Annotated in this window: 20 protein-coding genes; 1 reads left to right on the forward strand and 19 read right to left on the reverse strand. The window is 42.1% G+C overall.

Annotation, left to right across the window (positions count from 1 at the left end; all coding sequences use genetic code 11):
- Positions 1–5 precede the first annotated feature (5 nt).
- The 8 genes from ftsY to ACLJJ6_RS05385 form a co-directional block, all read right to left on the reverse strand.
- Positions 6–1,115, reverse strand: coding sequence for a signal recognition particle-docking protein FtsY (gene ftsY / locus ACLJJ6_RS05350; protein WP_412990395.1), 1,110 nt, complete (start codon positions 1,113–1,115; stop codon positions 6–8).
- Positions 1,112–4,681 (reverse strand): chromosome segregation protein SMC, encoded by a 3,570-nt coding sequence (gene smc, locus ACLJJ6_RS05355; RefSeq protein WP_412990396.1) that lies wholly within the window; start codon positions 4,679–4,681, stop codon positions 1,112–1,114. Before smc ends, ftsY begins: the two co-directional genes overlap by 4 nt.
- Before the next feature lie 18 nt (positions 4,682–4,699).
- Positions 4,700–5,401: a ribonuclease III gene (gene rnc / locus ACLJJ6_RS05360; RefSeq protein WP_412988125.1), complete on the reverse strand. Its 702-nt coding sequence runs from the start codon at positions 5,399–5,401 to the stop codon at positions 4,700–4,702.
- Positions 5,402–5,610: 209 nt separating this feature from the next.
- The gene (gene acpP / locus ACLJJ6_RS05365) at positions 5,611–5,856 is read right to left on the reverse strand and encodes an acyl carrier protein (RefSeq protein WP_412988127.1); all 246 of its coding nucleotides are present in this window, start codon (positions 5,854–5,856) and stop codon (positions 5,611–5,613) included.
- 80 nt (positions 5,857–5,936) lie between these two features.
- A complete protein-coding gene (gene plsX, locus ACLJJ6_RS05370) occupies positions 5,937–6,947 on the reverse strand; it encodes a phosphate acyltransferase PlsX (RefSeq protein WP_412988129.1) in 1,011 nt (336 codons plus the stop codon).
- Between the two features lie 22 nt (positions 6,948–6,969).
- Positions 6,970–9,021, reverse strand: coding sequence for an ATP-dependent DNA helicase RecG (gene recG / locus ACLJJ6_RS05375; RefSeq protein WP_412988131.1), 2,052 nt, complete (start codon positions 9,019–9,021; stop codon positions 6,970–6,972).
- 57 nt (positions 9,022–9,078) lie between these two features.
- The gene (locus tag ACLJJ6_RS05380) at positions 9,079–10,719 is read right to left on the reverse strand and encodes a DAK2 domain-containing protein (RefSeq protein WP_412990434.1); all 1,641 of its coding nucleotides are present in this window, start codon (positions 10,717–10,719) and stop codon (positions 9,079–9,081) included.
- 78 nt (positions 10,720–10,797) lie between these two features.
- Positions 10,798–11,160 (reverse strand): Asp23/Gls24 family envelope stress response protein, encoded by a 363-nt coding sequence (locus tag ACLJJ6_RS05385; protein ID WP_412988133.1) that lies wholly within the window; start codon positions 11,158–11,160, stop codon positions 10,798–10,800.
- 422 nt (positions 11,161–11,582) lie between these two features.
- On the opposite strand from ACLJJ6_RS05385, the gene rpmB reads away from it, so the two are divergent.
- Positions 11,583–11,768, forward strand: coding sequence for a 50S ribosomal protein L28 (rpmB, locus tag ACLJJ6_RS05390; RefSeq protein ID WP_412988135.1), 186 nt, complete (start codon positions 11,583–11,585; stop codon positions 11,766–11,768).
- Between the two features lie 50 nt (positions 11,769–11,818).
- On the opposite strand, the gene ACLJJ6_RS05395 is transcribed toward rpmB, so the two are convergent.
- The 11 genes from ACLJJ6_RS05395 to gmk all read right to left on the reverse strand — a co-directional run bounded on the left by ACLJJ6_RS05395 (position 11,819) and on the right by gmk (position 23,127).
- Positions 11,819–12,460 carry a thiamine diphosphokinase gene (locus ACLJJ6_RS05395; protein WP_412988137.1) on the reverse strand — a complete coding sequence of 214 codons (642 nt, stop codon included), beginning with the start codon at positions 12,458–12,460 and terminating at the stop codon, positions 11,819–11,821.
- Positions 12,457–13,113, reverse strand: a complete 657-nt coding sequence (gene rpe / locus ACLJJ6_RS05400) for a ribulose-phosphate 3-epimerase (protein ID WP_412988139.1) — start codon at positions 13,111–13,113, stop codon at positions 12,457–12,459. The genes ACLJJ6_RS05395 and rpe overlap by 4 nt, the downstream gene beginning before the upstream one ends.
- A gap of 3 nt (positions 13,114–13,116) precedes the next feature.
- On the reverse strand, positions 13,117–14,034 hold the full coding sequence (gene rsgA, locus ACLJJ6_RS05405) for a ribosome small subunit-dependent GTPase A (protein ID WP_412988141.1): 918 nt from the start codon (positions 14,032–14,034) through the stop codon (positions 13,117–13,119).
- Between the two features lie 15 nt (positions 14,035–14,049).
- Complete coding sequence (gene pknB / locus ACLJJ6_RS05410; protein ID WP_412988143.1) at positions 14,050–15,534, reverse strand: Stk1 family PASTA domain-containing Ser/Thr kinase; 1,485 nt, start codon at positions 15,532–15,534, stop codon at positions 14,050–14,052.
- Between the two features lie 2 nt (positions 15,535–15,536).
- Positions 15,537–16,280, reverse strand: coding sequence for a Stp1/IreP family PP2C-type Ser/Thr phosphatase (locus tag ACLJJ6_RS05415; protein WP_412988145.1), 744 nt, complete (start codon positions 16,278–16,280; stop codon positions 15,537–15,539).
- A gap of 7 nt (positions 16,281–16,287) precedes the next feature.
- Positions 16,288–17,625, reverse strand: a complete 1,338-nt coding sequence (gene rsmB, locus ACLJJ6_RS05420; RefSeq protein WP_412990435.1) for a 16S rRNA (cytosine(967)-C(5))-methyltransferase RsmB — start codon at positions 17,623–17,625, stop codon at positions 16,288–16,290.
- On the reverse strand, positions 17,625–18,572 hold the full coding sequence (gene fmt, locus ACLJJ6_RS05425) for a methionyl-tRNA formyltransferase (RefSeq protein ID WP_412988147.1): 948 nt from the start codon (positions 18,570–18,572) through the stop codon (positions 17,625–17,627). The genes rsmB and fmt overlap by 1 nt, the downstream gene beginning before the upstream one ends.
- 13 nt (positions 18,573–18,585) lie before the next feature.
- Positions 18,586–21,000 carry a primosomal protein N' gene (gene priA, locus ACLJJ6_RS05430; RefSeq protein WP_412988149.1) on the reverse strand — a complete coding sequence of 805 codons (2,415 nt, stop codon included), beginning with the start codon at positions 20,998–21,000 and terminating at the stop codon, positions 18,586–18,588.
- A 14-nt stretch (positions 21,001–21,014) separates the two neighbouring features.
- Positions 21,015–22,220: a bifunctional phosphopantothenoylcysteine decarboxylase/phosphopantothenate--cysteine ligase CoaBC gene (gene coaBC, locus ACLJJ6_RS05435; protein WP_412988151.1), complete on the reverse strand. Its 1,206-nt coding sequence runs from the start codon at positions 22,218–22,220 to the stop codon at positions 21,015–21,017.
- Between the two features lie 80 nt (positions 22,221–22,300).
- Positions 22,301–22,510, reverse strand: coding sequence for a DNA-directed RNA polymerase subunit omega (rpoZ, locus tag ACLJJ6_RS05440; RefSeq protein WP_057783506.1), 210 nt, complete (start codon positions 22,508–22,510; stop codon positions 22,301–22,303).
- A gap of 2 nt (positions 22,511–22,512) precedes the next feature.
- Positions 22,513–23,127, reverse strand: coding sequence for a guanylate kinase (gmk, locus tag ACLJJ6_RS05445; protein ID WP_412988153.1), 615 nt, complete (start codon positions 23,125–23,127; stop codon positions 22,513–22,515).
- Positions 23,128–23,349: the final 222 nt, after the last annotated feature.

Below are 23,349 nucleotides of genomic sequence, written 5' to 3' on the forward strand. Positions count from 1 at the left end.
CTCGCTTATTTAGTAGGTTCTAAGAAATCACTGAACAAACCGTCAACGAACTCCTGGGGTGAAAACGGACTCAAATCATCAACTTGCTCTCCTAGACCCACATATTTCACCGACAAGTGTAACTGATTGCGAATTGCCAAAACAATCCCACCTTTTGCGGTGCCATCTAACTTGGTTAAAATAATCCCCGTTACATCCGTGGTTTCTTGGAAAACTTTTGCTTGATTCATCGCATTTTGTCCGGTTGTCGCATCCAAAACCAAAAGAATTTCCTGCGGTGCGTGAGGTATTTCACGAGTAATGACCCGACGCATCTTGTCCAGTTCTTTCATCAAATTGACTTTGTTTTGCAATCGTCCGGCTGTATCAACCAAAACCAGATCGTAGTCCTCTTTTTTAGCTTTTTGAACCGCATCAAACACGATTGCGGCTGGATCACTCTTTTCAGGACCTGCTACCACAGGTACGCCGTCGCGCTTTCCCCATTCTTGAAGTTGTTCAATCGCGCCAGCACGGAAGGTATCACAAGCAGCCAGTAAAACTTTTTTTCCTCGTTTTTTAAAGCGCGCTGCCAGTTTCCCAATACTTGTAGTTTTTCCGACGCCATTGACACCAACAAACAGGAACACACTGGGACCTTCTGTGGCAAATACCAGATGATTATCTTCTTTAGTACCATTACGGGTGTATAAGGAAACTAACTTGGCCACGATTAAATTTGAAATTTCTTTTTGGCCTGAAACATGATTCGTTTCGATTTCTTCTCGTACTTCATCGCTAATTTGTACTGCCGTGTCAAATCCAACATCGGCACCAATTAGCGTCTCTTCCAGGTCGTCATAAAAATCATCATCGACCCCATTAAAATTCGTAAATAATGCCGTTAATTTTTGTCCGAAAGTTCGGCGGGATTTTTCCAATCCTCGATTATAACGATCAACCTCTTCTTCGGGTTGAGAAGTAAGCGTCTCTGGTCCGACTTTTGGCTCAGATTCAGAGACCGTCGACTTAGCGGCCGTCTGTTCTTCAACTTGAGCCTGTTTTTGTGTTTCGGCCTGTTCTAAGGCCTGCTGTTCTGCTAATTTTTTCTTTTTTCTTCGACCAAATAAACTCATTGCGTTGCAGTCTCCTTTCGTGAAACTTCTTCTAATGATACCGAAGCCATCTTTGAAACACCAGATTCTTGCATCGTAACCCCGTAGAGCACATCACATTCTACCATTGTTCCCTTTCGATGTGTGATCACAACGAATTGGGTCTGATGGCGAAAATTACGCAAATAGTCCGCAAAGCGCGTTACATTCGCATCATCAAAGGCAGCTTCAACTTCATCTAAAATACAAAATGGTACTGGATTAACCTCAAGGATCGAAAAGAGCAGGGTGATTGCCGTTAAAGCTCTTTCCCCACCAGAAAGGAGACTAAGACGTTGAAACTTCTTGCCTGGTGGCTGTGCCTTAATTTCCATTCCCGTCGTCAACAAATGCTCTGGATCGGTTAATTCCAGTTTAGCTTTACCGCCCCCAAACATTTTAACAAACACCTTGGAAAACGAGGCAGAAATTTTGTCAAATGTCGCTTTGAACCGCGAAGCTGCTTCCGTATCAATTTCATTAATCGTTTCTAACAACTGTTTTTGGGAGGTCATTAAATCATCTTTTTGGGTCGTTAAGAACTGATAACGTTCTGAAACCCGCTTGTACTCATCAATAGCTCCCACGTTAACTTCACCAATTTCAGCTAAGCTCTTTTTAGCTAATTTCAACTGCCGCTGTAGTTCTTCTGGTTCGAGCTCAACAGCCTCTTGCTTTGCCATTTCAAAACTCAAGTGATATTTTTCACTTAAATCCGCCAGAGCATGGTCAATCTGTTCCGTCAAACGGGTTTTCTCAATTTGGGTTGTTTGCAAATCCTCACTGGCAACCGCATCCAATTCCTGAACCCGCTGCAAGTCATCCTCATTGGTACTAAGTGTCTCTGCCACCTGTGCGGCTTGTTGTTTCTGCCGTTCCAATTGATCTTGTAACGTTTTGATCTGTTGTTGGCTCGCATCCAGTTCCTGTTGGGTGGTTTGGTGTTGCCTATTTCGTGACTTGCGCGCTTCAATTAATGACGTATGCTGCTTTTCGGCCACTGCCAAAGTTTGTTTGCTGTTTTCTATATTGGCCTGGAGATTAGTTTGGACCGTTTGGGTTTGAGCAAGTGCTACCTGTGCGTCCGTCAGTTTGGCCTGTGTTTGTTCAACCTGCTTTTGCCCTTCTGCCTGACTTGTGTGCAGGTTATCCAAGGTTTGTTTTTGCCCCTCTGTTTGACTTGAAAGCTGATTTAATTCATGGTTGAGTTGTGTTTCTTGTTGCTTAAGTTTCTCGCTTTGGGTAGTATAGTCGTGCTCTAGGTCACCATTTTGCCCCGATTCGTAAGCCACGGCTTCATATCGGCGCTTTAAATCGGTTTGTTGATTTGAAAAAATTTCCAGTTGGGTTTGGGCATCTTTATACGCATCGTGGTTTTGGTTATATTTTTGCCGGGCTTCACTACCTTTTTGCTCGGCTTGTGCTAACTGCTGTTTCAAATCTGTCACTAACGCTTCACGGCTTGTTAATTGGCGTTGCATCTGCTTCACTTGCCGTTCTAAATCAACCCGTGATTGTTTTTGTGTTAATAAACCAGCACTTTGATGGCGATTAATCCCTCCCGTCATCGAACCTGAGGGATTGATGATTTCACCATTCAAGGTCACAATTTTTAATCTAGTTGATAAAGCTTTAGAGATCTGTGTAGCCTGCTTAAGATCAGTTGCCACCACCACATTTCCTAATAAATGCTGCTTTATCAATTGCAACTCAGTAGTCGTTTTAACCAGATCCGCTCCAATGCCTTCCACACCAGGCAACTGAGCTAATTCTTTTTGCACTGTTGCCGACAAGTACTTAGCCCGAATGGCTGTTAATGGCAGTAGGGTAACTCGTCCGGCCTTATGTTGAGTCAAATAGCTGATAATTTGTCGTGCATCACGATCAGTTTGTGTCACCAATTGCTGTAACTGGCCACCTAACACCGTTTCAATGGCTTTCGTATATTTAGCAGGAACTTCCAGCAATTCAGAAACAACTCCCACTAAGCCTGTAAATTGTGCCTTATGTTTAAGAACGTTCTGTACACCTTGGTAATAACTGCGTAATTCCACATCACTACTGCTAAGGGTCTCTAAACGCGTTTTGGCTTGCTGATATATTTTAACCGCATCGAGCCAGCTGTCTTGACTCTGCTTTTGTTGGGCAGCCAATTTTTGATAGCTCTGCAACGCCGCTTTAAGGTCAGCTTCAGCCTGCTTTCTTTGCAAATCTAGTTCGGTAACCTGCTTTTGTTGGGCAGTCTGCTTTTCCTGCGCAGTCGTCAGTTGCGATTTCAACTTGAGTAAATCAGCATTCACATGCAGTTGCTGCTGACTATCCTGTTCATAGCTCTTTTTAAGATTTACCTGTTCATTATGAACTTGAGCAAGAGCTTGCATTTTTTCAATATAAGTTGCCTGTAAACGATCAATTTCTTGTTGGACTTGTGTTTGCTTTTGTTGTAAGCCCTTTGGCGAGAGCTCTACAAGCTGTGTTTTTAGTTGCGCCACTAGGGTTTGCTTATCTGCTAGTGTTTGATCAACCTGGTCTTTTTGTACCGCCAGATCCGCCAGTTTCTGCTTTGCTGATGCGATCGTTTGTTCCAACTGCGCAACTTGTTCTTGCTGATATTTATTCTTTTCTGAATCAACATTCTGCTGACCGGATAAATTTTCGTACTTTCGCGTTGCACTTAACAAATCCGCCTGCAGTTGGTCCTTTTTCTCTTCTAACGTCTGACGCTTAGTCTTTAATTCACTAACCTTTACCAAAAGCTGCTTTTTTTGTGTTTGATACTGCGTGACCAATCGTTTGGCTTCCGCTAGTTTGGCCCCCACAGTACCATTTTGCTGCTGCAGGGTTTCAACCGAGTGTACCAAACGTGTTTTTTCTAATTTATCAAACTGTTTCTTTTGATCCACATAATCCTGTGCTAGACTGCTTTGTTCTTCTAGGGGTTCTAACTGGGACTGTAATTCTGCTATCAAATCACTAACCCGGTCCAAATATCCATTGGTTTTTGCAAGTTCCGATTCAGCCTTTTGCTTATCTTGCTTGTAACTCAAGACGCCGGCAACTTCTTCAATGATCACACGGCGATCTTCCGGTTTACTATTAAAGATAGCTTCAACACGACCTTGAGAAATTACCGAGAACGAATCGCGGCCTAAACCAGTATCCATAAAGAGATCCAAAATGTCTTTTAAACGGCACTCATTTTGGTTGATCAGATACTGACTTTCCCCATTACGGAACAGTTTCCGGGTCACACTGACCTCGGTATAATCCGTCTTCAAAAAATGATCCTCATTATCAAATGTAATGGTGACCGCAGCTCGATTTAGCGGCTGCCGATTTTCAGAGCCTGCAAAAATAATATCCGGCATTTTTCCACCACGCAAGCTTTTGGCAGATTGCTCCCCCATTACCCAGCGCACAGCCTCAATGATATTACTTTTTCCACTTCCGTTTGGGCCCACAATTCCAGTAATCCCATCCTCGAAGTTTATAGTTGTCTTATCAGCAAAAGACTTAAAACCGCTTATTTGTAGGGATTTAAGTTTCATTAACATCGAGCTCCTAATCTAATCGTTTTTGACACGTAATTTATGCAAAGCCTCCCGGGCCGCATTTTGTTCGGCAATTTTCTTTGATTTACCAGCACCAGTACCTAATCGCTGTTCATTTGAAAGAACCGCAACTTCAAACTCTAGATCGCTTTCAGGACCGGCATCATTCAACAGTTCATAGCGAATATCAGCATCGCCGTCACGCTGTAAAAATTCTTGCAAATTGGTTTTAAAATCAATCACATGATCAAAAGCACCAGTATCTAGTTTAGGAAAAATAACTTGGTGGACAAATCGTTCGACTGCGTCACGTCCCTGATCTAAATAAAGTGCTCCGACAAACGATTCAAAAATATCACAAAGAAGTGAATCACGATTACGCGCCCCGGCCTTTTCTTCCCCTTTACCAAGTAAAATGTATCGGTCTAGATGACATTCTCGGGCAAATTGACTAAAGCTCGCTTCACATACCATTGCTGCTCTTAAACGAGTTAATTTTCCTTGTGGCATTTCTGGATAACGTTTAAAGATGTACTCCGAGACAATGAGTTGTAACACCGCATCGCCTAAAAATTCAATTCGTTCATAAAACTTTAAACCTCGATTCGGGTGCTCATTGACATATGAAGCCTGCGTTAAAGCTTCATTCAATAAATTTTCATTGTGAAATTCGATTTGAAAATTTTTCTTTAATTCTGCATCAATCCACTTTTTCAAAAAATTTCATCCTTTCTTAAATACTCACTCTAACATTATATCTTTTTTCCTTCGTTGTGCCTACCACTGGCCTTAAGTTTCCTAGTTTGTTGGTCTTTTACCTAGTTTTTGGTTGCTTTAGATAATTACCATCTAACTTTTAGTTTCAAATTCTACTTACAAATAAATTGAGACCAGAACGTCCTCGCTCCAGTCTCAATTTCAAATTCTTATTTTTTCTGATTTGCAACAATGAAATCAACGGCTTCTCCCACCGTCGAAAGCTTCTCAGCATCTTCATCAGAAATCTCTGCGCCAAATGCATCCTCAAGCTCAAGTACAAATTCAACAATATCAATTGAATCAGCATTTAAATCGGTTTTAAAGTTAAGTTCGTTAGTAACCTTTGCTTTGTCGACGTCAAAGTGATCCACGATAATATCAGAAATTTTGTTAAATACTTCTTCTTTAGTCATGCGGTACTCCTTATTCATTTAATTACAAGAGATAAGTTTAATGTTTTTTTCAGAACTTGTCCACCCAAATTATCAGATTTCTAATTCTCATCAGTTGGGCGCGACGCAAAATAATCTGCCAAGTTTTTGGTAAGGTTGGTCGTAACCATTGATCGTAACTGGCGTAAAGCATGGGATACCTGAATTTCATTACTAGAACCATGGGCTTTGACGACGGGGGCTTTGACGCCCAACAAAACAGCACCGCCGTGTTTAGAATAATCCATTTTATTTTGGACGGTTTTAAATGCTGGTTTCAACAGTAAGCCACCCAATTTTCCTTGGACACCGGCATTCAGGATTGTTTCCTTCAGTAATTTCAACATCGATAGGGCTGTCCCTTCAGTGTTCTTGAGGACGGCGTTACCGGTAAAACCATCAGTCACAATCACGTCCGCAGCTCCATTTAGAAGTTCCCGTGATTCAACATTACCAATAAAGTTTAAGTTAGGATCCTGAGAAAGCACTTGGTAGGCCTCTTTATGCAGGGGATCACCCTTATCTTCCTCAGTACCGTTATTTAATAGTCCAATTCGAGGACTCGTAACGCCCATGACGTTGGCACTATAAAAGTTACCCAATACCGCAAACTGATGTAAGTTTTTAACCTTGCTTTCGGCGTTCGCCCCCACATCAAGCATTGTAAAGGAATCTTCAGGCCCTTTTAAAGCCGGGAGAGTCGTTGTCATCCCAGGCCGGTCAACGCCTTTAATTCGTCCAATAATGAATAGGCTAGCAGCTAATAAAGCTCCCGTATTCCCGGCAGAAAATAGGGCATCCGCCTTGCCATCTTTAACGGCCTGTGCAGCCAAAACGAGCGACGAAGTCTTCTTTTGTCGCACCGCACGCACCGGTTCATCTCCCATTTCGATAACCGAATCTGTATGGACAATGGTGATTCGTTCGCCATTTTTGAGGACTTCTTTAATCTTTTCTTCTTTGCCATACAAAATAAATTTAAGGTCTGTGTACTTATCGCGTGCAAGTTCGACACCTTGCACAATTTTTTCAGGGGCATAGTCACCGCCCATGGCATCAATTGCTAATTTCATTTTTTCATCCCTCATTTTTTATTTAATCAAAGTTGGCATTTTTTTGCATGACATGTTCTAAATACGTATTTAAAACTTGATACGTTTTCTGCGTCTGCCAATTAGCCGTCTGCACAATTTTACTTGCTTCTAATTGTGCTGTTTCCAAAGCGCCAATATCTACGACGGGATCCCCAATGCGAAATTCAGGAATTCCTGATTGCTTATTTCCAAAAACATCTCCAGAACCTCGCAATTGCAAATCAGCTTCAGAGATCTTAAAACCATCGTTAGATTGTGTCATAATCTTCATTCGCTTAATCCCGGTCTCATTTTTTGGATCAGCCACCAAAATACAATAAGCCTGTGACTTACCACGACCGACCCGTCCGCGTAATTGGTGAAGCTGAGCCAACCCAAAGCGATCCGCATCATAAATAATCATCACGGTAACGTTGGGAACATCCACTCCCACTTCAATTACAGTCGTGGAAACTAATAATTGAAACTCATTTGCTTTGAACTGCTGCATAATCTGGTCTTTTTCATCAGATTTCATGCGCCCATGCAATAACCCAACCTTGTAATCTGGGCGAAACGCGCTTTGCAATTGCTCATATAAAGCCATCGCATTTTTGAGATCTAAGGATTCAGACTCTTCAATAAGCGGGGTTACCACAAATGCCTGGTGCCCTGCAGCAAACTGTTTTTTGACAAAATCCAGCATGCCCTTCACTTGGCTATTTTTTACCCAACTCGTCAGCACCGGTTTCCGCCCATTTGGCATTTGATCAATAATCGACACGTCCATCTCTCCGTATGCCGTAATGGCTAAAGTCCGAGGAATGGGGGTCGCCGTCATGGCCAGAACATCAACGTTTTGGCCTTTTTTGCGCAGCGTCTCACGCTGTTTCACGCCAAAACGATGCTGTTCATCAATAATCACGAGTCCCAGTTTCTTGAAATTAACGTCATCTTGAATTAAAGCATGGGTCCCAATAACTAAGTTAATGTCACCATCGGCGATTCCCTCAAGTAAGGCACGTCGCGCTTTCGTTTTTGATCCCGACGAGCCTGTCAACAGACCAATATTGACGTCGGTCCCCGCAAATATCTTCGTTAAGTTATTAGCATGCTGTTCTGCCAAAATTTCCGTAGGTGCCATCAAAGCTGCTTGGTAACCCGCTGTAATCGCCGCGTACATTACAATTGCAGCCACAACCGTTTTTCCGCTCCCGACATCGCCTTGTAATAAACGGTTCATTCTGATTGGACGTTTTAAATCAGCACAGATTTCATTGACGACGCGTTTTTGAGCGTCTGTTAACTCATATGGGAGGTCGGCAATGAAGCGCTTAATCTTGTCCAATTTGTACTGGATTGCGATTCCATTTTCGGTTTGATCCCTTTTTTTTAGCACTTGGAGTTCCATTTGAAACGTAAAGAATTCTTCAAATGTGGCAGTACGCCGGGCCAGTTTTGCATTTCGCAAGTTTTCAGGAAAATGCAAGTCATGAACCATAGTTCGCCGATCCACTAAGCGATATTTTTCCACCAGCGGTGCGGGAATGAGGGTCACTAGTTCGCTGGCATACCCTTCAAAGGCCTGGGCAACTAATTTTTTAATGGTGGCCTGTCGAATATGTTGATTGGCTGGATACACAGCCTCAACCTCGCCAGAATTAGCATCAGAAAACGGCAGCAACTTCATTCCTGTGAGGCTCCGGCGCCGCGCATCCCATTTTCCATAGACTGCAATTTTCTCATTCATTACCAGTTGCTTTTTTAACCACGGCTGATTGAAAAAAGTCACCATTACGGATTCTTGGTCAGTTAACAGACGAAAGTTAATGCGATTTTTTTTCCGACCGTAACGGGCAATAATTGGCTCGGATGCGATCTTGCCTTCAAGCGTAACCTTCTGTTGGTCCACTAGGCTGGTCATATCTTGCGGTCGCAAATCCTCATAGCGGAAGGGAAAATAGTATAACAAATCTTCAATTGTATAAATGCCCAGTTCATTCAGGGCTTTTTCGCGTTGCAAGCCAACCCCAGCAAGTGCCGAAACCGGTGCAAAAAGTGTTTTCTCCGGCATATACCAACTTCCTAACTACAAAAAGAGGCGGAGTAATTTCCGGCCTCTTAACTTTACTTATTCAACTGAAATGATAAACGGATAAACTGGTTGATCGCCTTCATGAACTTCAATTTCCAGCTCATCATCCATTTCTTGAACGGCTTTTTCGAGCTTTTCGGCTTCAGATTTCTTTGCATCCTTACCATAAATAATCGTGACAATTTCGCTATCTTCGTCCAGCATAAGTCTAACCATATCAGTAGCTGCTTCAAGCATGGTTGCTTTGGTCGTTTCAATGTTACCGTCAATGATGCCCATGAAATTGCCTTTCTTGATGGTTTTCCCTTGAACCGTCGTGTCACGAATAGCAGTTGTAACCTCACCATTCTTAACCGCTGTAAGGTTATCCTCCATTGCAGCCACATTTTCATTCAGATCACTATCGGGATTAAAACCCATCAGAGCCGTCATACCTTGCGAAACATTGCGACTATGCACAATTTGAGCTGGAATCTCAGCAACTTCAACCGCTTGTTCCGCTGCTAAGAAAATATTCTTATTGTTAGGCAGGATAATTGCACGTTTAGCATGTGACTCGTTTATTGCTGTCACAATGTCTGCCGTACTTGGATTCATCGTTTGTCCACCATTAATGATATGGGTCACGCCAAGACTGCGGAATAATTTATCAATACCGTCACCCGAGGCAATCGCAATAATTGCTGTACCATTCGTGTCAGGCGCTTGCACATCCGCTGCTTGCTGGTCATCTTTTTCGATGATTTCTTCTTGTTGCTGACGCATATTATCAACTTTAACAGTTGCCAAATCACCAAACTGTTGCCCCCAAGCCAATACTTTGCCTGGGTGTTCGGTATGCACATGAACCTTGACCACATCCTCATCATTAACAACCAACAATGAGTCACCCAGTTTAGCTAGATAATTATAGAAAGTCTCGTAATCAAACTTTTGGGTAACTTGAAGCCCCTTTCCGATCCTTACCATAATTTGAGTACAGTAGCCATATTTAATGTCAGCAGGGTCAATTTTTCCTTGAACACTTTGATGATGTTTTGCTTCCACCATTTCATCCATCTGTTCTTCGTCTGGTTGTTCTTCTTCCTCGGCTTCCGTACGACCATTCAAAACGTCGTCAAAAGCGTCAAATACAAAGGTCAGTCCCTGTCCACCGGAATCCACAACCCCGACTTCTTTCAAGACAGGCAACAAATCCGTCGTCTTTTTTAAAGCTTCTTTGCCCGCTTTGGTAACAGCATCCATTATCACGATGACGTCGTCGCTTTCCTCAGCAGCATCCTTACCCGCCTTAGCAGCTTCGCGAATAACAGTTAGGATAGTTCCTTCAGTCGGCTTCATAACCGCCTTATATGCAGTCTGAGCGCCATCAGCAAAGGCTTGGGCCAAATCATCAGCGTTTAAAGTTGCTTTATCCGCCACACTCTTAGAAAAGCCACGAAAGATCTGGGAAAGGATGACACCTGAGTTACCGCGTGCCCCCATCAAAAGACCTTTAGCTAATGCGCCTGCCAGCTTGCCGACATGCTCGCTGGGCTCGTCCATTTCATACTTCGCACCGCTTTCCATTGACAAACTCATATTAGTACCCGTATCCCCATCGGGAACCGGAAAAACATTTAATGAGTTAATGAACTCGGCATTCTTCTTTAGTTTGCGTGCACTGGCTTGAATCATTTGGTCAAACACTTGATTGGTAATTTCAGTAGTTGCTACTTTCAATTCAAAATTCCTCCTCGTTTAAGTCCGTTGTAACTAGGCTTCTAGTACTTTTACACCCTGGACAAAAACGTTCACAGAGTTTGCCGAAACACCTAACATGGATTCTAAGTTATATTTTACCTTTGATTGAACATTCTTAGAAACTTCCGAAATCTTTGTGCCGTAGCTGACAATGATATAGACATCGATGGCCACACCGTTATCTTGTTGCCGAACAACGACACCTTTACCATAATTTTCTTTGCGTAAAATCTCATTTAAATTGTCGCGAATCTGATTTTTGCTTGCCATCCCGACAACACCATAGTTATCAGTAGCGGCACCGCCGACAACAGTTGCGATCACATCATTTGACACATCAACTGTGCCATTTTTGGTTTGAATTTTAACAGCCATTTGAAAATAGCCTCCTTAAGTCGAACTTCTATATCAACGATATTTTACCATACTTCAACTAGTCATTAAACGCAACCATCTTTGCGTATTTTTCCTAGCTTTTATTTCTAAAGCACGTCATAATAGTATTTTAACAAAAAAACCTTAATTTCTAAATGGTTACATCCCTTTAATTATCGTCACGTTGAAATTAGTCAAAGGAACTGTTTAGATTCCCCAACTAGCAAAGATTCCTTTGATGAAGGTCCCCAATAGCACATAACATGCGGTTGATTGGGGGCTGCGTAACCCGCTACTTTTACTGTCAAGTAAAATTACTTGAAAGAAAAGTATTGCAATCGCAGGGTATCTATGATAAATTATTTAGGTGAGTTAAAAAGAATTCTATGATAAATATAGAAGCGACAAAGGAGGATTTTAAAATGGCAAAAGACTTTGTCACCGGTCGTCGTACCCACTTTGGCAACACACGTTCACATGCTTTGAACCACAGTCGTCGAAGCTGGAAACCAAATTTGCAAAAGGTCCGCATTCTTGTGGATGGAAAACCAAAACGTGTTTGGGTTTCTGCTCGAGCATTGAAATCAGGCAAAATTAAACGTGCATAAAAAAGATTGGAGCTTTTGTAGGCTTCAATCTTTTTTTGTGTATTCAGTTTCTAGTCACGACTATAAATCACTGCCACCATGCCCGAGACAAAGCTAACAGTTGCTGTTGAATTTAGAAATTCGTTGCTAACATAGGCCGTTGGGTAAAGATCCGTTTGTTTATGCAAGCGATACTTTTCATCTGGTAACGTTAATTCTGTGACGTTTCCCAATGAAACAAATGATAAGTACTTGTAATCGCCAATGTTTACCAGGTGATGCACACCTGGTAATAGAAATAAAATAATGTTTTGCCGATCAATCAATCTCACCTTTGGCGCAACCTCTTTAAAATCGGGTTTTAAAAACATCAGCAGATTACTCAAAAAGTGATCCAAGCGCCCCCCCGTCATCCCGTACAGATCGATCTTATCTGCGTGAAGAAGCGTATTTGCTTGTTTCAAAGCCAATTCCGTATCGGTTTCATCCTTAATTGGATTGACCTGCAGCACACGAGACACCTTTTTTTTAAGCTGGTTTAGTTCAGTAGCCGTCATCGAATCAAAATCACCAACCGCAAGTTGTGGCGTAATGTCAGCACCTAGCAAGCGTAAGTTACCGCGATCTACCCCGATCCATTCGCCTTTAAGTTTAAATAACTGGTCCGGATAAAATTCAGGCGGACCACCAGCTAGAATATTAACTTGTTTCACGCCTTAGTCTCCACTTTCAACTTTTGAATTTGGGCGATTGGATCATCGCTATTGAATACATAAGAGCCAGCAACGGCAATATCTGCGCCAGCTTCGGCCACAGCTTTGACCGTCTCATCATTGATTCCGCCATCTACTTCGATTGAAAAATCATTTTCGCCGGTCTGGCGTAATTGATTTAACTGTTGAATTTTTGCTACCATTTGGGGAATAAATTGCTGGCCCCCAAAGCCAGGATTAACGGTCATAATCAGTACCTGGTCCACAATTGGCAATACATCACGAATTAAGCTTACCGGACTGCCCGGATTTAGCACAACCTCTGCTTTGACACCATGCTGCTTAATCATCTCTAATGCTCGGTAAATATGAGGTGTACTTTCAACGTGGACACCCACAATGTCAGCACCTGCTTGACAAAATTGCGTCACAAAACGCTCGGGGTTTTCAATCATCAAATGACAGTCTAAGGGCATACTGGTAATTGGTCGGATTGCCTCAACCATTCCCGGCCCAAAACTCAAATTGGGAACGAATTGACCATCCATCACGTCAATATGAAGGAGATCCGCGCCGCCTTTTTGAGCAACCTCAATATCTGGTTTTAAATCCACAAAATTAGCACTTAAAATTGATGGTGCAACTTTTATCATATGTTAATTCCCCTTCTTCTTAGAATAGCCTTTTCTGGCATACACTGGTTTTTGTGCCTTAATTAAATTAAAAAATTGAACATAATTATCGTAACGGCTTTGCATAATGTCACCGGTTTGAACCGCCGTTTTAACCGCACAATCAGGTTCATTAATATGCAAGCATTCCCGAAAACGACAATGGCGACTTGTTCTGGAAATTTCAGGAAAAAGATTCTTTAGTTCTTCTAATGCCATTTCAAAAACGGTATAACTAGAAAAACCAGGCGTATCCGCAACTAAGCCCTTATTGATCTTAAATAACGCCACTTTGCGGGTAGTATGTTTTCCCCGATTGAGTGCTTGAGAAACCGCCCCCGTTTGTAACTGCAAGTTTGGATCAATATGGTTCAGGAGGGTAGATTTACCCGCACCAGTTTGTCCCATAAAGATCGTTAAGCGATTTTTAAACGTTTGTTTCAGTTTAAGGACCGTTTCTTCGGGAAATGCGTCCCAGGTTAAATAGACTTCGTAACCGATTTGCCGATAGCCATCCGCAATCTGCGCCAAATTAGCACGCGCTGCTTCAGAAACTAAATCGCCCTTTGTGAAATAAATAATGGGCTCAATTTTTTTCTCTTCAAGGGTCACCAATTGGCGGTCTAAAAGATTGGTAGAAAAATCCGGCTGTACGCATGCCGTAACAACTACCGCTTGATCAATGTTAGCCAGTGACGGACGAACTAATTGATTCTTCCGAGGATCAATTTTCAAAATATAACCCTCACCTTGTGTTTGCGGATCAAACTCGACCCAGTCTCCCACCAATGGTGAAATCTTTTGTTTGCGAAAGTTGCCGCGGGCACGCGTCCGAAAAATTTGCTCCTGACTGATAACATCATAAAAGCCGCTTAAAGATTGTATTATTTGCCCTCTTTGCATTAAAAACCTCCAATTTTAATTTGAAACGGAAAACCGAATCGTTGTTACTCTCGGCACAACAACTTGATCCGGGACGACACTTTGATAAATAATTTTTCCTTGATCGAACTGGGCTGTTTGCACAATCGACTTTTCAACTTTAAATCCCTTTGCTCGTAATTTTTTGGCCACTTTTGCATAGGAATCGCCAATATAATTGTCCACGACATAGCTATTCGGTCCCTGACTCATAACCACATTAACCGAGACTCCTGCTTGGACCTGCTTATTTTTACTTGGCAGGGTTTCAATAACCCGCCGATAATCAATTTTCTGGTCACCTGTCCGCGTAATGTGCCCCACTTTCAAGTCGTGCTGCTTCAGAACTTTAGTTGCTTGCGCCTGTGTCATTCCCGTCACATTGGGAATTGTCACTACCTTGGGGAAACTCAGATAAAACGCAATGGCGATTCCGGAAATCAAAACCAGAAAGATCCCCATCACGATTGCAATCCGTTTACGTAAAGGATGCCGATTGCGTCTTTTTTTTGTAATCTGACTGACTTGTTTTGTTGCTTGCGGTGCAACGGTGGCTTTTACTTCAGCGACATCCTTAGCATCCGTTTCGAACGAACTCGCATCTGCAATAATCGTCTCATCTGTAAGTGAGGGTGCCACAAATCGTTTTTCGTCTGCTCGTTTGACCGAAAGCGCAGTACTGAGGTCATCGGCCATTTCGGTCACACTCTTATAGCGATCAAACGGATTTTTGGCGGTTGCACGCAACACCACATTTTCTAATGCTTGCGGTATGCGGGGATCAAAATCACGCACATAGGGAATCTGATTTTGATAGTGTTTAATTGCAATTGAAACCGCATTTTCCCCTTCAAATGGTACTCTGCCAGTCAACATCTCATACAGGATTATTCCTAGTGAATAAATATCCGAACGTTTGGTGGCAAGATGGCCCCGAGCCTGTTCTGGCGAAAGATAATGAACAGATCCCACAACTGCATTTGTTTGGGTTAGCGTTTGTTCTTCTTGAGCAAGGGCTACCCCAAAATCCGAAATCTTGGCATTCCCTTTTTTATCCATTAAAATATTTTGCGGTTTCAAATCGCGATGAATAATGTCATGATCATGCGCAGTTGCCACACCACTCAAGATTTGTTCCATAATATTAATCACTTTTTGATACGGAATGGGGAAATTGGCTTTAATATACCGTTTCAAATCGGTCCCATCGACATATTCCATTACCAAGTAGTGGATACCGTTATCTTCTCCCACATCATAGACACTCACAATATTTGGATGAACAAGTTCAGTTGTGGATAAAGCTTCTCTTTGAAACCGTTTAATCGTTTGATCGTCGTTCTGTAAATCAAAACGGAGTAATTTCACTGCTACGTTACGTTTTAAAATTAGGTCGTGGGCCAGGTACACATCTGCCATTCCACCTTCGCCAAGTGCATCAATGATCCGATAACGCCCATTAAGTGTTTGATTCGGTGTCATAGTTAGTTTCTCACCTCGTCATCTGCTTGAATGAGGAGGACAGTGACATTATCACGGCCGCCAGCTTGATTTGCCAATTCAATTAATTTGAGACATTTTTGCTCTAAACTAAGCGAACCAGCCAAAACTTCAGCTATCGTTTGATCCGTAACCATATTAGTTAAGCCATCCGTGCACAAGAGGAGGAGATCATGTTTCTTCCAAACGTACGTGTGAACATCGAGGTCAGAATTAGTCGAAATACCAAGGGTCTTGGTAATAATATTTTTTTGAGGATGGTTACGTGCTTCCTCTGGCGATAACTGGCCTTGCTTAATCAGTTCGTTCACCAAGGAATGATCCGAAGTCAGTTGCTTCAACTCATTAATCTTAAATAAATAACAACGACTATCGCCCAAATGTGCCACAATAAATTGGTTTTCAAGAATAATCGCCACCACAATGGTAGTTCCCATGCCGTTCAAGTCTGAATATTTTTGCGAAGTTTCCAAAATTTCGTTGTTTTCTTGTGTGACTTCAGCCTGCAACCATTTAATTGCGTTAGCAACATCCGTAAATTCAGTATTTTGAAAAAGATAGCCCAGATGTGAAACCGCCATTTCTGATGCCACATCGCCACCCTGACGACCGCCAATCCCATCAGCAACAATACTAAATAAGACGTTTTTCTTATTTTTAAAAACGCCGACGTAATCTTGATTCTCATCACGGTGGTTCCCAATGTCAGACTGAAATGCGTATTTCATGTGCCACTCACGCTCTCTTTTTTAAACAAGCAATGAAAAAACCATCCGAATCAAAATCATCCGGATAAATATTTAGATAGCGTTTTGCTCGAGATGCTTTTAGGTGCTTCTTCGTTTCGGTTGTAACGAGTTCGAACTCAGGATGCTGCGCCAAAAAGGCCGCCACGGTCTCTTCATTTTCTTGTTGTAATATCGTACAAGTACTGTAAATCATTATACCGTTCTTTTTAAGTTTAGTGGCAACTGCATTTAAAATTGCCAGCTGAATTTTATGCAAATTTTGGCTATCCACGAGGTGCTTTTCATAACGAATTTCTGGTTTCCGTCGCATTAATCCAATCCCCGAGCATGGCGCGTCTACTAAAATGCGATCAAATTCACCATCTTGCGCGACGGTATCAATTTGGCGTGCGTCTAAAGCCTTAGTTGTTACTTGATGTTCAAGTCCCATTCTTTTGGCATTTGCCTCGATCAAAGCAACTTTTTTAGGATGCAGATCTAACGCTAAAACGCTCCCGGTTTCCCCGACGTACTGGGCAATCTGGGTCGTTTTACCACCAGGAGCTGCACACGCGTCTAACACGTGCATTCCCGACTCTAGTTGCAAAGCTTCTCCGACTAACATCGCACTTTCATCCTGGATGGTCACCGCCCCAGACTTGAATACATCTGTCCCGGCGACATTCCCGCCAGCAACGCGGATCCCATCTGCCGCAATCGCACTTGGCTGGGCTTCAAAGCCTAATTGCTGTAAATCTTCTAAGATCTGTGCAACCGAGGCTTTTTGGGTATTTACCCGGATCGTTTGGTGCGCAGGATGATTAATTGAGGTCAAAATGGCGTCCGTTTTTGGACGTCCCACTTGCTGATCAAGAGTTTTAATTATCCAAGGCGCCACACTGTAAGTTATACTGCGTCGTTTTGTCTCGTCTTGAATCGCCGTCAATTCTGGAAACCCTTTACGCTGCATCGCATGCAACACGCCCGTTACAAACAGACGAATACCCTTGTGACCTTTGATTTTAGCAATTTCAATACTTTCGTTAAATATTGCCCGGGTAGGCACACGGTCTAAATAAACCATTTGGAAAATGGCACTTAAAAGCAGCTCATAGACCCATGGTTGAACTTTTTTGCCTTCAATAAAGGGGGCCAAATCATATTCCAAAGTCAATCTTTTTTGCATGACACCATAGACAATTTCAGTTAGCAAATTAATATCCAACTGCGACAATTGACTGCGTGAAATAACATTTTTTAATTCAATGTTGGAATATGCACCTTTAGCAACTTTCACTAAAACCTCAACGGCAAGTGCGCGCGGATTACTTTGTTTATCTGCCATCATTTAATAACCTGTTCGCCTTCATAAAAAGCTTCTTGACTCCCATTGAGGTAATCGGTAATTGCCATTTGTGGTTTACCTGCCGGCTGCACGCGATCAAGACTAACAACCCCATGATTTCCAGTTGCAATTAACAAACTATGTTTTGTTTTTTCAACAACTTGGCCGGGATGCAAATCCGTTTTTTGCGATTGGGGTGTTACTTGCCATAACTTTGTACGCACGCCATTTAAGAGGACATAACTAACTGGAAATGGTCTTAATGCACGCACTTTCGCATCTACTAATGCTGCTGATTTCGTAAAGTCTACCTGTTCTTCTTCCGGCTTGATATTTGGTGCAAAGGTAACCTGTGATTCGTCTTGTGGCACACTCGTAATTTCGCCCGCAATTAATTTTGGTAGGGTTTCGATCAATAAATTCCGCCCTAAAATACTAAGTTTTTCAAACATTGAGCCAACATCGTCGGTAGGTTGGATTTTAATTTTGCGCTGTGCTAACATTTCGCCGGCATCCATTTTTTTCACCATATAGATAATCGTGACACCTGTTTCAGACTCACCATTCATAATGGCATAGTGAACTGGTGCTCCTCCTCGATATTTAGGTAAAAGTGAGGCGTGAACATTAACCGCTGCTAAGTTAACCGAATTAATCAACTTCATCGGTAAAAATTGACCGAAAGCAGCCGTCACGATCAAGTCTGCATGCATTTCAATCAAAGTCGCCATTTCCTGAGACCCACTAATTTTTTCAGGTTGAAAAACTGGAATATGATTGGCAACTGCAACCTCTTTAACCGGTGACATGGTTAACTTATGTTTTCGTCCCGTACGCCGATCAGGTTGCGTCACAACGGCCACCACCTGATAATCTTCATTTTGAATAAGACTCTTTAAAATAGGCGCCGCAAACTGCGGTGTTCCCATAAAAATAATTGATTTCATTTCGACTTTCCTCCTACATAAACGACTGCGGTTCAGCATCAATCGCTAACTGAATTCCTTTTTGGTAATTCTTTTGAGATTCCTGCAAAATTTTAGTAACTGCCCCATGTAAACCAGGTTCATTTTTATATTTGATCACAATTTGATAATAATATTTGTTCTTTACACGTGCAATTGGTTTAGGGGTCGGACCCAAAATAATTGCATTTTGACTTAATTGCGGCCGTAATTCATCTAATACCGCAAACATCTTTTGTGCCGCTAGATTTTCTTCCTTGTGTGCCGCTGTAATTTGTAAGGTGAAATAATATGGCGGATATTTACCCTGATGACGAATGTACATTTCTTTACGGAAAAAGTTCTCGTAATTTTGTGTTTTAGCAAGCTGAATGGCGTAGTGGTCCGGATTAAAGGTTTGTATGAATACCTCACCCAATTTATCGGCCCGTCCCGCACGGCCACTAACTTGCGTCAACAATTGAAATGTCCGTTCACTTGAACGAAAATCTGGCAACTCAAGTGCCGTATCAGCATTTAAGACACCAACTAAAGTGACGTTAGGAAAATCTAGGCCTTTGGCAATCATTTGCGTCCCTAACAAAATATCAGCATCCCCGCTGCCAAATTTCTGAAGAATACGTTCGTGCGCTCCTTTACGCCTCGTCGTATCCACATCCATTCGTAAAATTCGTGCTTCTGGAAATTTCTCCTGTAACTCCTGCTCAACTTTTTCAGTTCCTGTCCCATAATAACGGATCTTATGGCTCTTACAGTTGGGGCACACTTTGGGGATGGCTTCCTCGTGTCCACAGTAATGACACTTCATACTGTGGCTATCCATATGCAGCGTTAGCGAAATATCACAATTAGGACATTTTAAAACAAACCCACAATCACGACACATAATGAATGAAGAAAATCCTCGTCGATTAAGCATTAAAATGCTTTGCTGGCCTAGTTGCAGACGTTGTTCAATGGCATCTGAAAGTGCAGGCGAGAAATTTTGGCTACCATTTTTTTGTAATTCCTGTCGCATATCAACAATTTTCACTTGTGGCAATGGTTGTCCATTAATGCGATGGGTTAACCGTAAAAGGCGATAAACTTGCTTCTCACTACGGGCTCGAGATTCCAAAGATGGCGTTGCACTTCCCAAAACCAAGGGACAATGATGGAACATACAGCGCCACTGGGCCACATTCCGTGCATGGTAACGAGGCGCATCGTCTTGCTTGTAACTCGTTTCATGTTCTTCATCAATAATAATGACACCAATATTTTCAATTGGTGCGAACACAGCTGAACGTGCGCCCACCACTACTTGGGCTTCATGTCGTTTAATTCGCCGCCATTCGTCAAATTTTTCGCCATCTGAAAGGCCGCTATGCAAAACGGCAACTTGCTTGCCAAAGCGTCCTTTTACACGAGTAACCATTTGAGGCGTGAGGGCGATTTCTGGTACTAACATAAGGGCAGTTTTTTTATGCGCTAGTGCATCTGCAATTGCTTGTAAATACACCTCGGTTTTGCCGCTGCCGGTGACGCCCTCAAGTAAAAAGGTTTGCGCTTTAGAAGAATGGATTGCCGCCGTAACTTGATTTAACGCTGCCTGCTGCTCCTCATTTAGATGTAACGGTTGGGTCCGTGTGTGCGTTTCTTTATACGGATCTCGGTACTGCTCAACTTGTTTTCTTTTCAGCCATCCTTTAGCCTCACCAGATTTAATTGTGGCTACACTAATCGCCAATTTTTTCTCTAACGCTGTTTGATTGATACTTTCAGGGTGAGTGGCCAGATAATGAACTAGCTGTTGCATTTTAACAGCATTTTTACGTACTTTTGCCAGAATTTTTTCCTCATCTGCCAAAGTGATTAGTGATTGCACTTGAAAAATTCGTTTTGTCTGTGCTTGATTTTTCACCTGATAAACAATCTCAATTTTATTTTGCCGCCGTAATCTTGTCAGCGCATTTTGTTGACTCGGCGTTAGCTGCTCAGGAGTAAAATCATTCCAGCTATCTTCAGGTAAAATCTGTGCCAGTTCTGTTGGTGTCAATTCCGAATCGGCTATCCGAATTTGTTTGCTATATTTTGCGCGCATCACGTTTGGAAGCATGGTCAACAAGCAGGTAATTTGAAAGGAAAAAGTCTCATCCGCTAACCAGCCGGATAACGCGATTAATTCTTTAGTTAAAACAGGCTCCAAATCCATCAAACTTTCCACAGATTTGAGTTGTTTTTCAAAATGACTTGCAACTGCAAGTTCAACTACAAATCCCTGCACTTTTCGATTACCATTACCGAATGGAACAACCACCCGCATGCCAACTTGAATAGCTTGCGCCAACTGGTCCGGAACCAAATAAGAATAAGGACTATTGGTCTGCATAGTTGGGACGTCAACGATCACTTTGGCAATTTGCGCCATTACTGTTCACCTACCTATTTCAAATGTTTCTCAATCACTTTAAAAATTTGTCGGGCAATCTGCACCTTGCTTGCCTTGGGCATTGTCACATTATCACCGTCTTTTTGTAAAACGGTCACCGCATTTTCATTCACGTCGAAACCAATATCCGACTTTGAGACATCATTTGCAATAATCATGTCTGCCCCTTTTTCTTGTAATTTAGTGGCAGCATTGGCAAGTAAATCGTCTGTCTCAGCCGCAAATCCGACGACAAATTGATCTTTTTTTCTTGCTTTTAACCCTTTCAAAATATCGGGTGTTTCACGAAGCTCCAATGTCAAGTTAGCCGTTTTAGCGTCTTTTTTTAACTTATGTGTACTAAATTTTACTGGCTCATAATCCGAAACCGCAGCAGCCATAATTAAAAGCTCTGTTTGTTCAAAATTAGATTCAACCGCTTGTTGCATCTCAGCCACCGTATCTACAGAAATAACTTTAACATTTTCGGGCGTTGCTAGGTGGCTGGCGGCTGAAATCAAAGTCACATCGGCACCATTTTGCGCTGCCACCGTCGCAAAAGCATACCCCATTTTACCAGAGGAACGGTTAGAAATATAGCGAACCGGATCAAGATAAGCTTTTGTGCCGCCAGCAGTGATCAAGATCTTTTTATGCTTCAAAAATTTCAGTTCTGTAGGCCTTACTTGTTGTGTCACATACGCTAAAATTGCGTGGTTATCAGGGAAACGACCTTTTCCAGAATACCCTTCAGCCAGCATGCCTGTCTCCGGTTCCATGACGTGAATGCCATCAGCTTTAAGGACCTTAACATTGCGCTTTGTAGCCTCATTTTGCCACATGTGGGTATTCATCGCAGGAATCACAAAAATAGGCTGCCTAATCGCTAATAACGTCGTGCTGACAAAATCATCAGCAATACCATTAGCCATTTTGGCCATTACATTAGCTGTTGCTGGTGCGACAATGGCAATTTCTGTCCAATCTGCCAATTCAATGTGAGCAACCGGTTCATCAGTAACCTGCTGAAATAAATCAGTTTGAACCGGATGGCGACTAATAGTTTGAAAAGTGGCTTTATCCACAAATTTGGTCGCCGCCGCTGTCATCGCTACCCGCGTTTGCGCGCCTTCACGCTGAAACATGCGAATTAATTCAATGACTTTATAGACGGCAATTCCGCCTGTAATAAAAAAAGTAACATGCTTATCTTTCCACATGAGTTTCTCCTTGTTAATCGTGCCTGTTTAATTGAAAAAAGGTCTGAAAGAAAACTCTCCCAGGCCTCGACATCATAACTTTAAAATTCGGTTTTGTCAGGATCAATAACAACATCGCCTGCAACAATCTCTTCAAGTGCCTGACCCACACTCTTCGAAGATTCATACTTATCTAAAAGTGGCTGTGCGCCAGCATCTAATTCATGGGCACGTTTACTTGCTAACATAATTAAGGAATAACGAGAGTCAACTCGTTCTAATAAATCATCAACTGAGGGATATAAAATCATTTCTATTTATCTCCTAACATTTCTTCATATTCCGGGAAAACGCGAGCCACGCGGAAGCGCTCGCTTTTAATAATCGTTTTAATACTGTCAACAGCATTTTCAACTTTATCATTCACAACTGCAAAATCATAATCTTGCATCATTCGTATTTCTTCGACAGCCTTTTGCATTCTCTTATTAATCGTTGCCATATCTTCGGTACCGCGATTAATAATACGCTGCTTTAACTCCATTAAATCGGGAGGCGTCAAAAAGACGAAAACACCATCAGGAGATTTCTTTCTAACCTGCAAAGCGCCATTCACTTCAATTTCCAAGAAAACATCTTTCCCCTTGTCTAAAGTTTCATTGACATACTTTAACGGGGTTCCATAATAATTATCAACGTATTTGGCGTACTCTAACATCTGACCGGTTTCAATATTATGTTCAAATTCTTCTTTAGAAACAAAGTAATAATCAACCCCATTGACTTCGCCTTTGCGTGGCTTACGTGTGGTCATCGAAATGGAGTACTGAAAATCATTTCCACCTTGATCAAAGATTGCTTTACGGACCGTTCCCTTGCCGACTCCAGATGGGCCTGACAACACGATCAGCATTCCTCTTTTTGCCATAATTTAAAATCTCCTAAATATAATGTAACTCCTATTATCGCTTTTTTAGCGCCTCTTTTCAACTCCTAATCGCTTTTTAGACTCGACTTTATCCGCTTCTGCTAAATAGTTAAAAGCTTCGAATCCGCTTAAAGCACTAGTATCACTAGAATCTTGACCTGAAACGTTGTAATTATAGCCATTAAACCGCACTAAAACCCATGTTTGACACCATTTCAATCA

The sequence above is a fragment of the Pediococcus siamensis genome (assembly GCF_047220215.1).
Lineage (GTDB): Bacteria > Bacillota > Bacilli > Lactobacillales > Lactobacillaceae > Pediococcus > Pediococcus siamensis.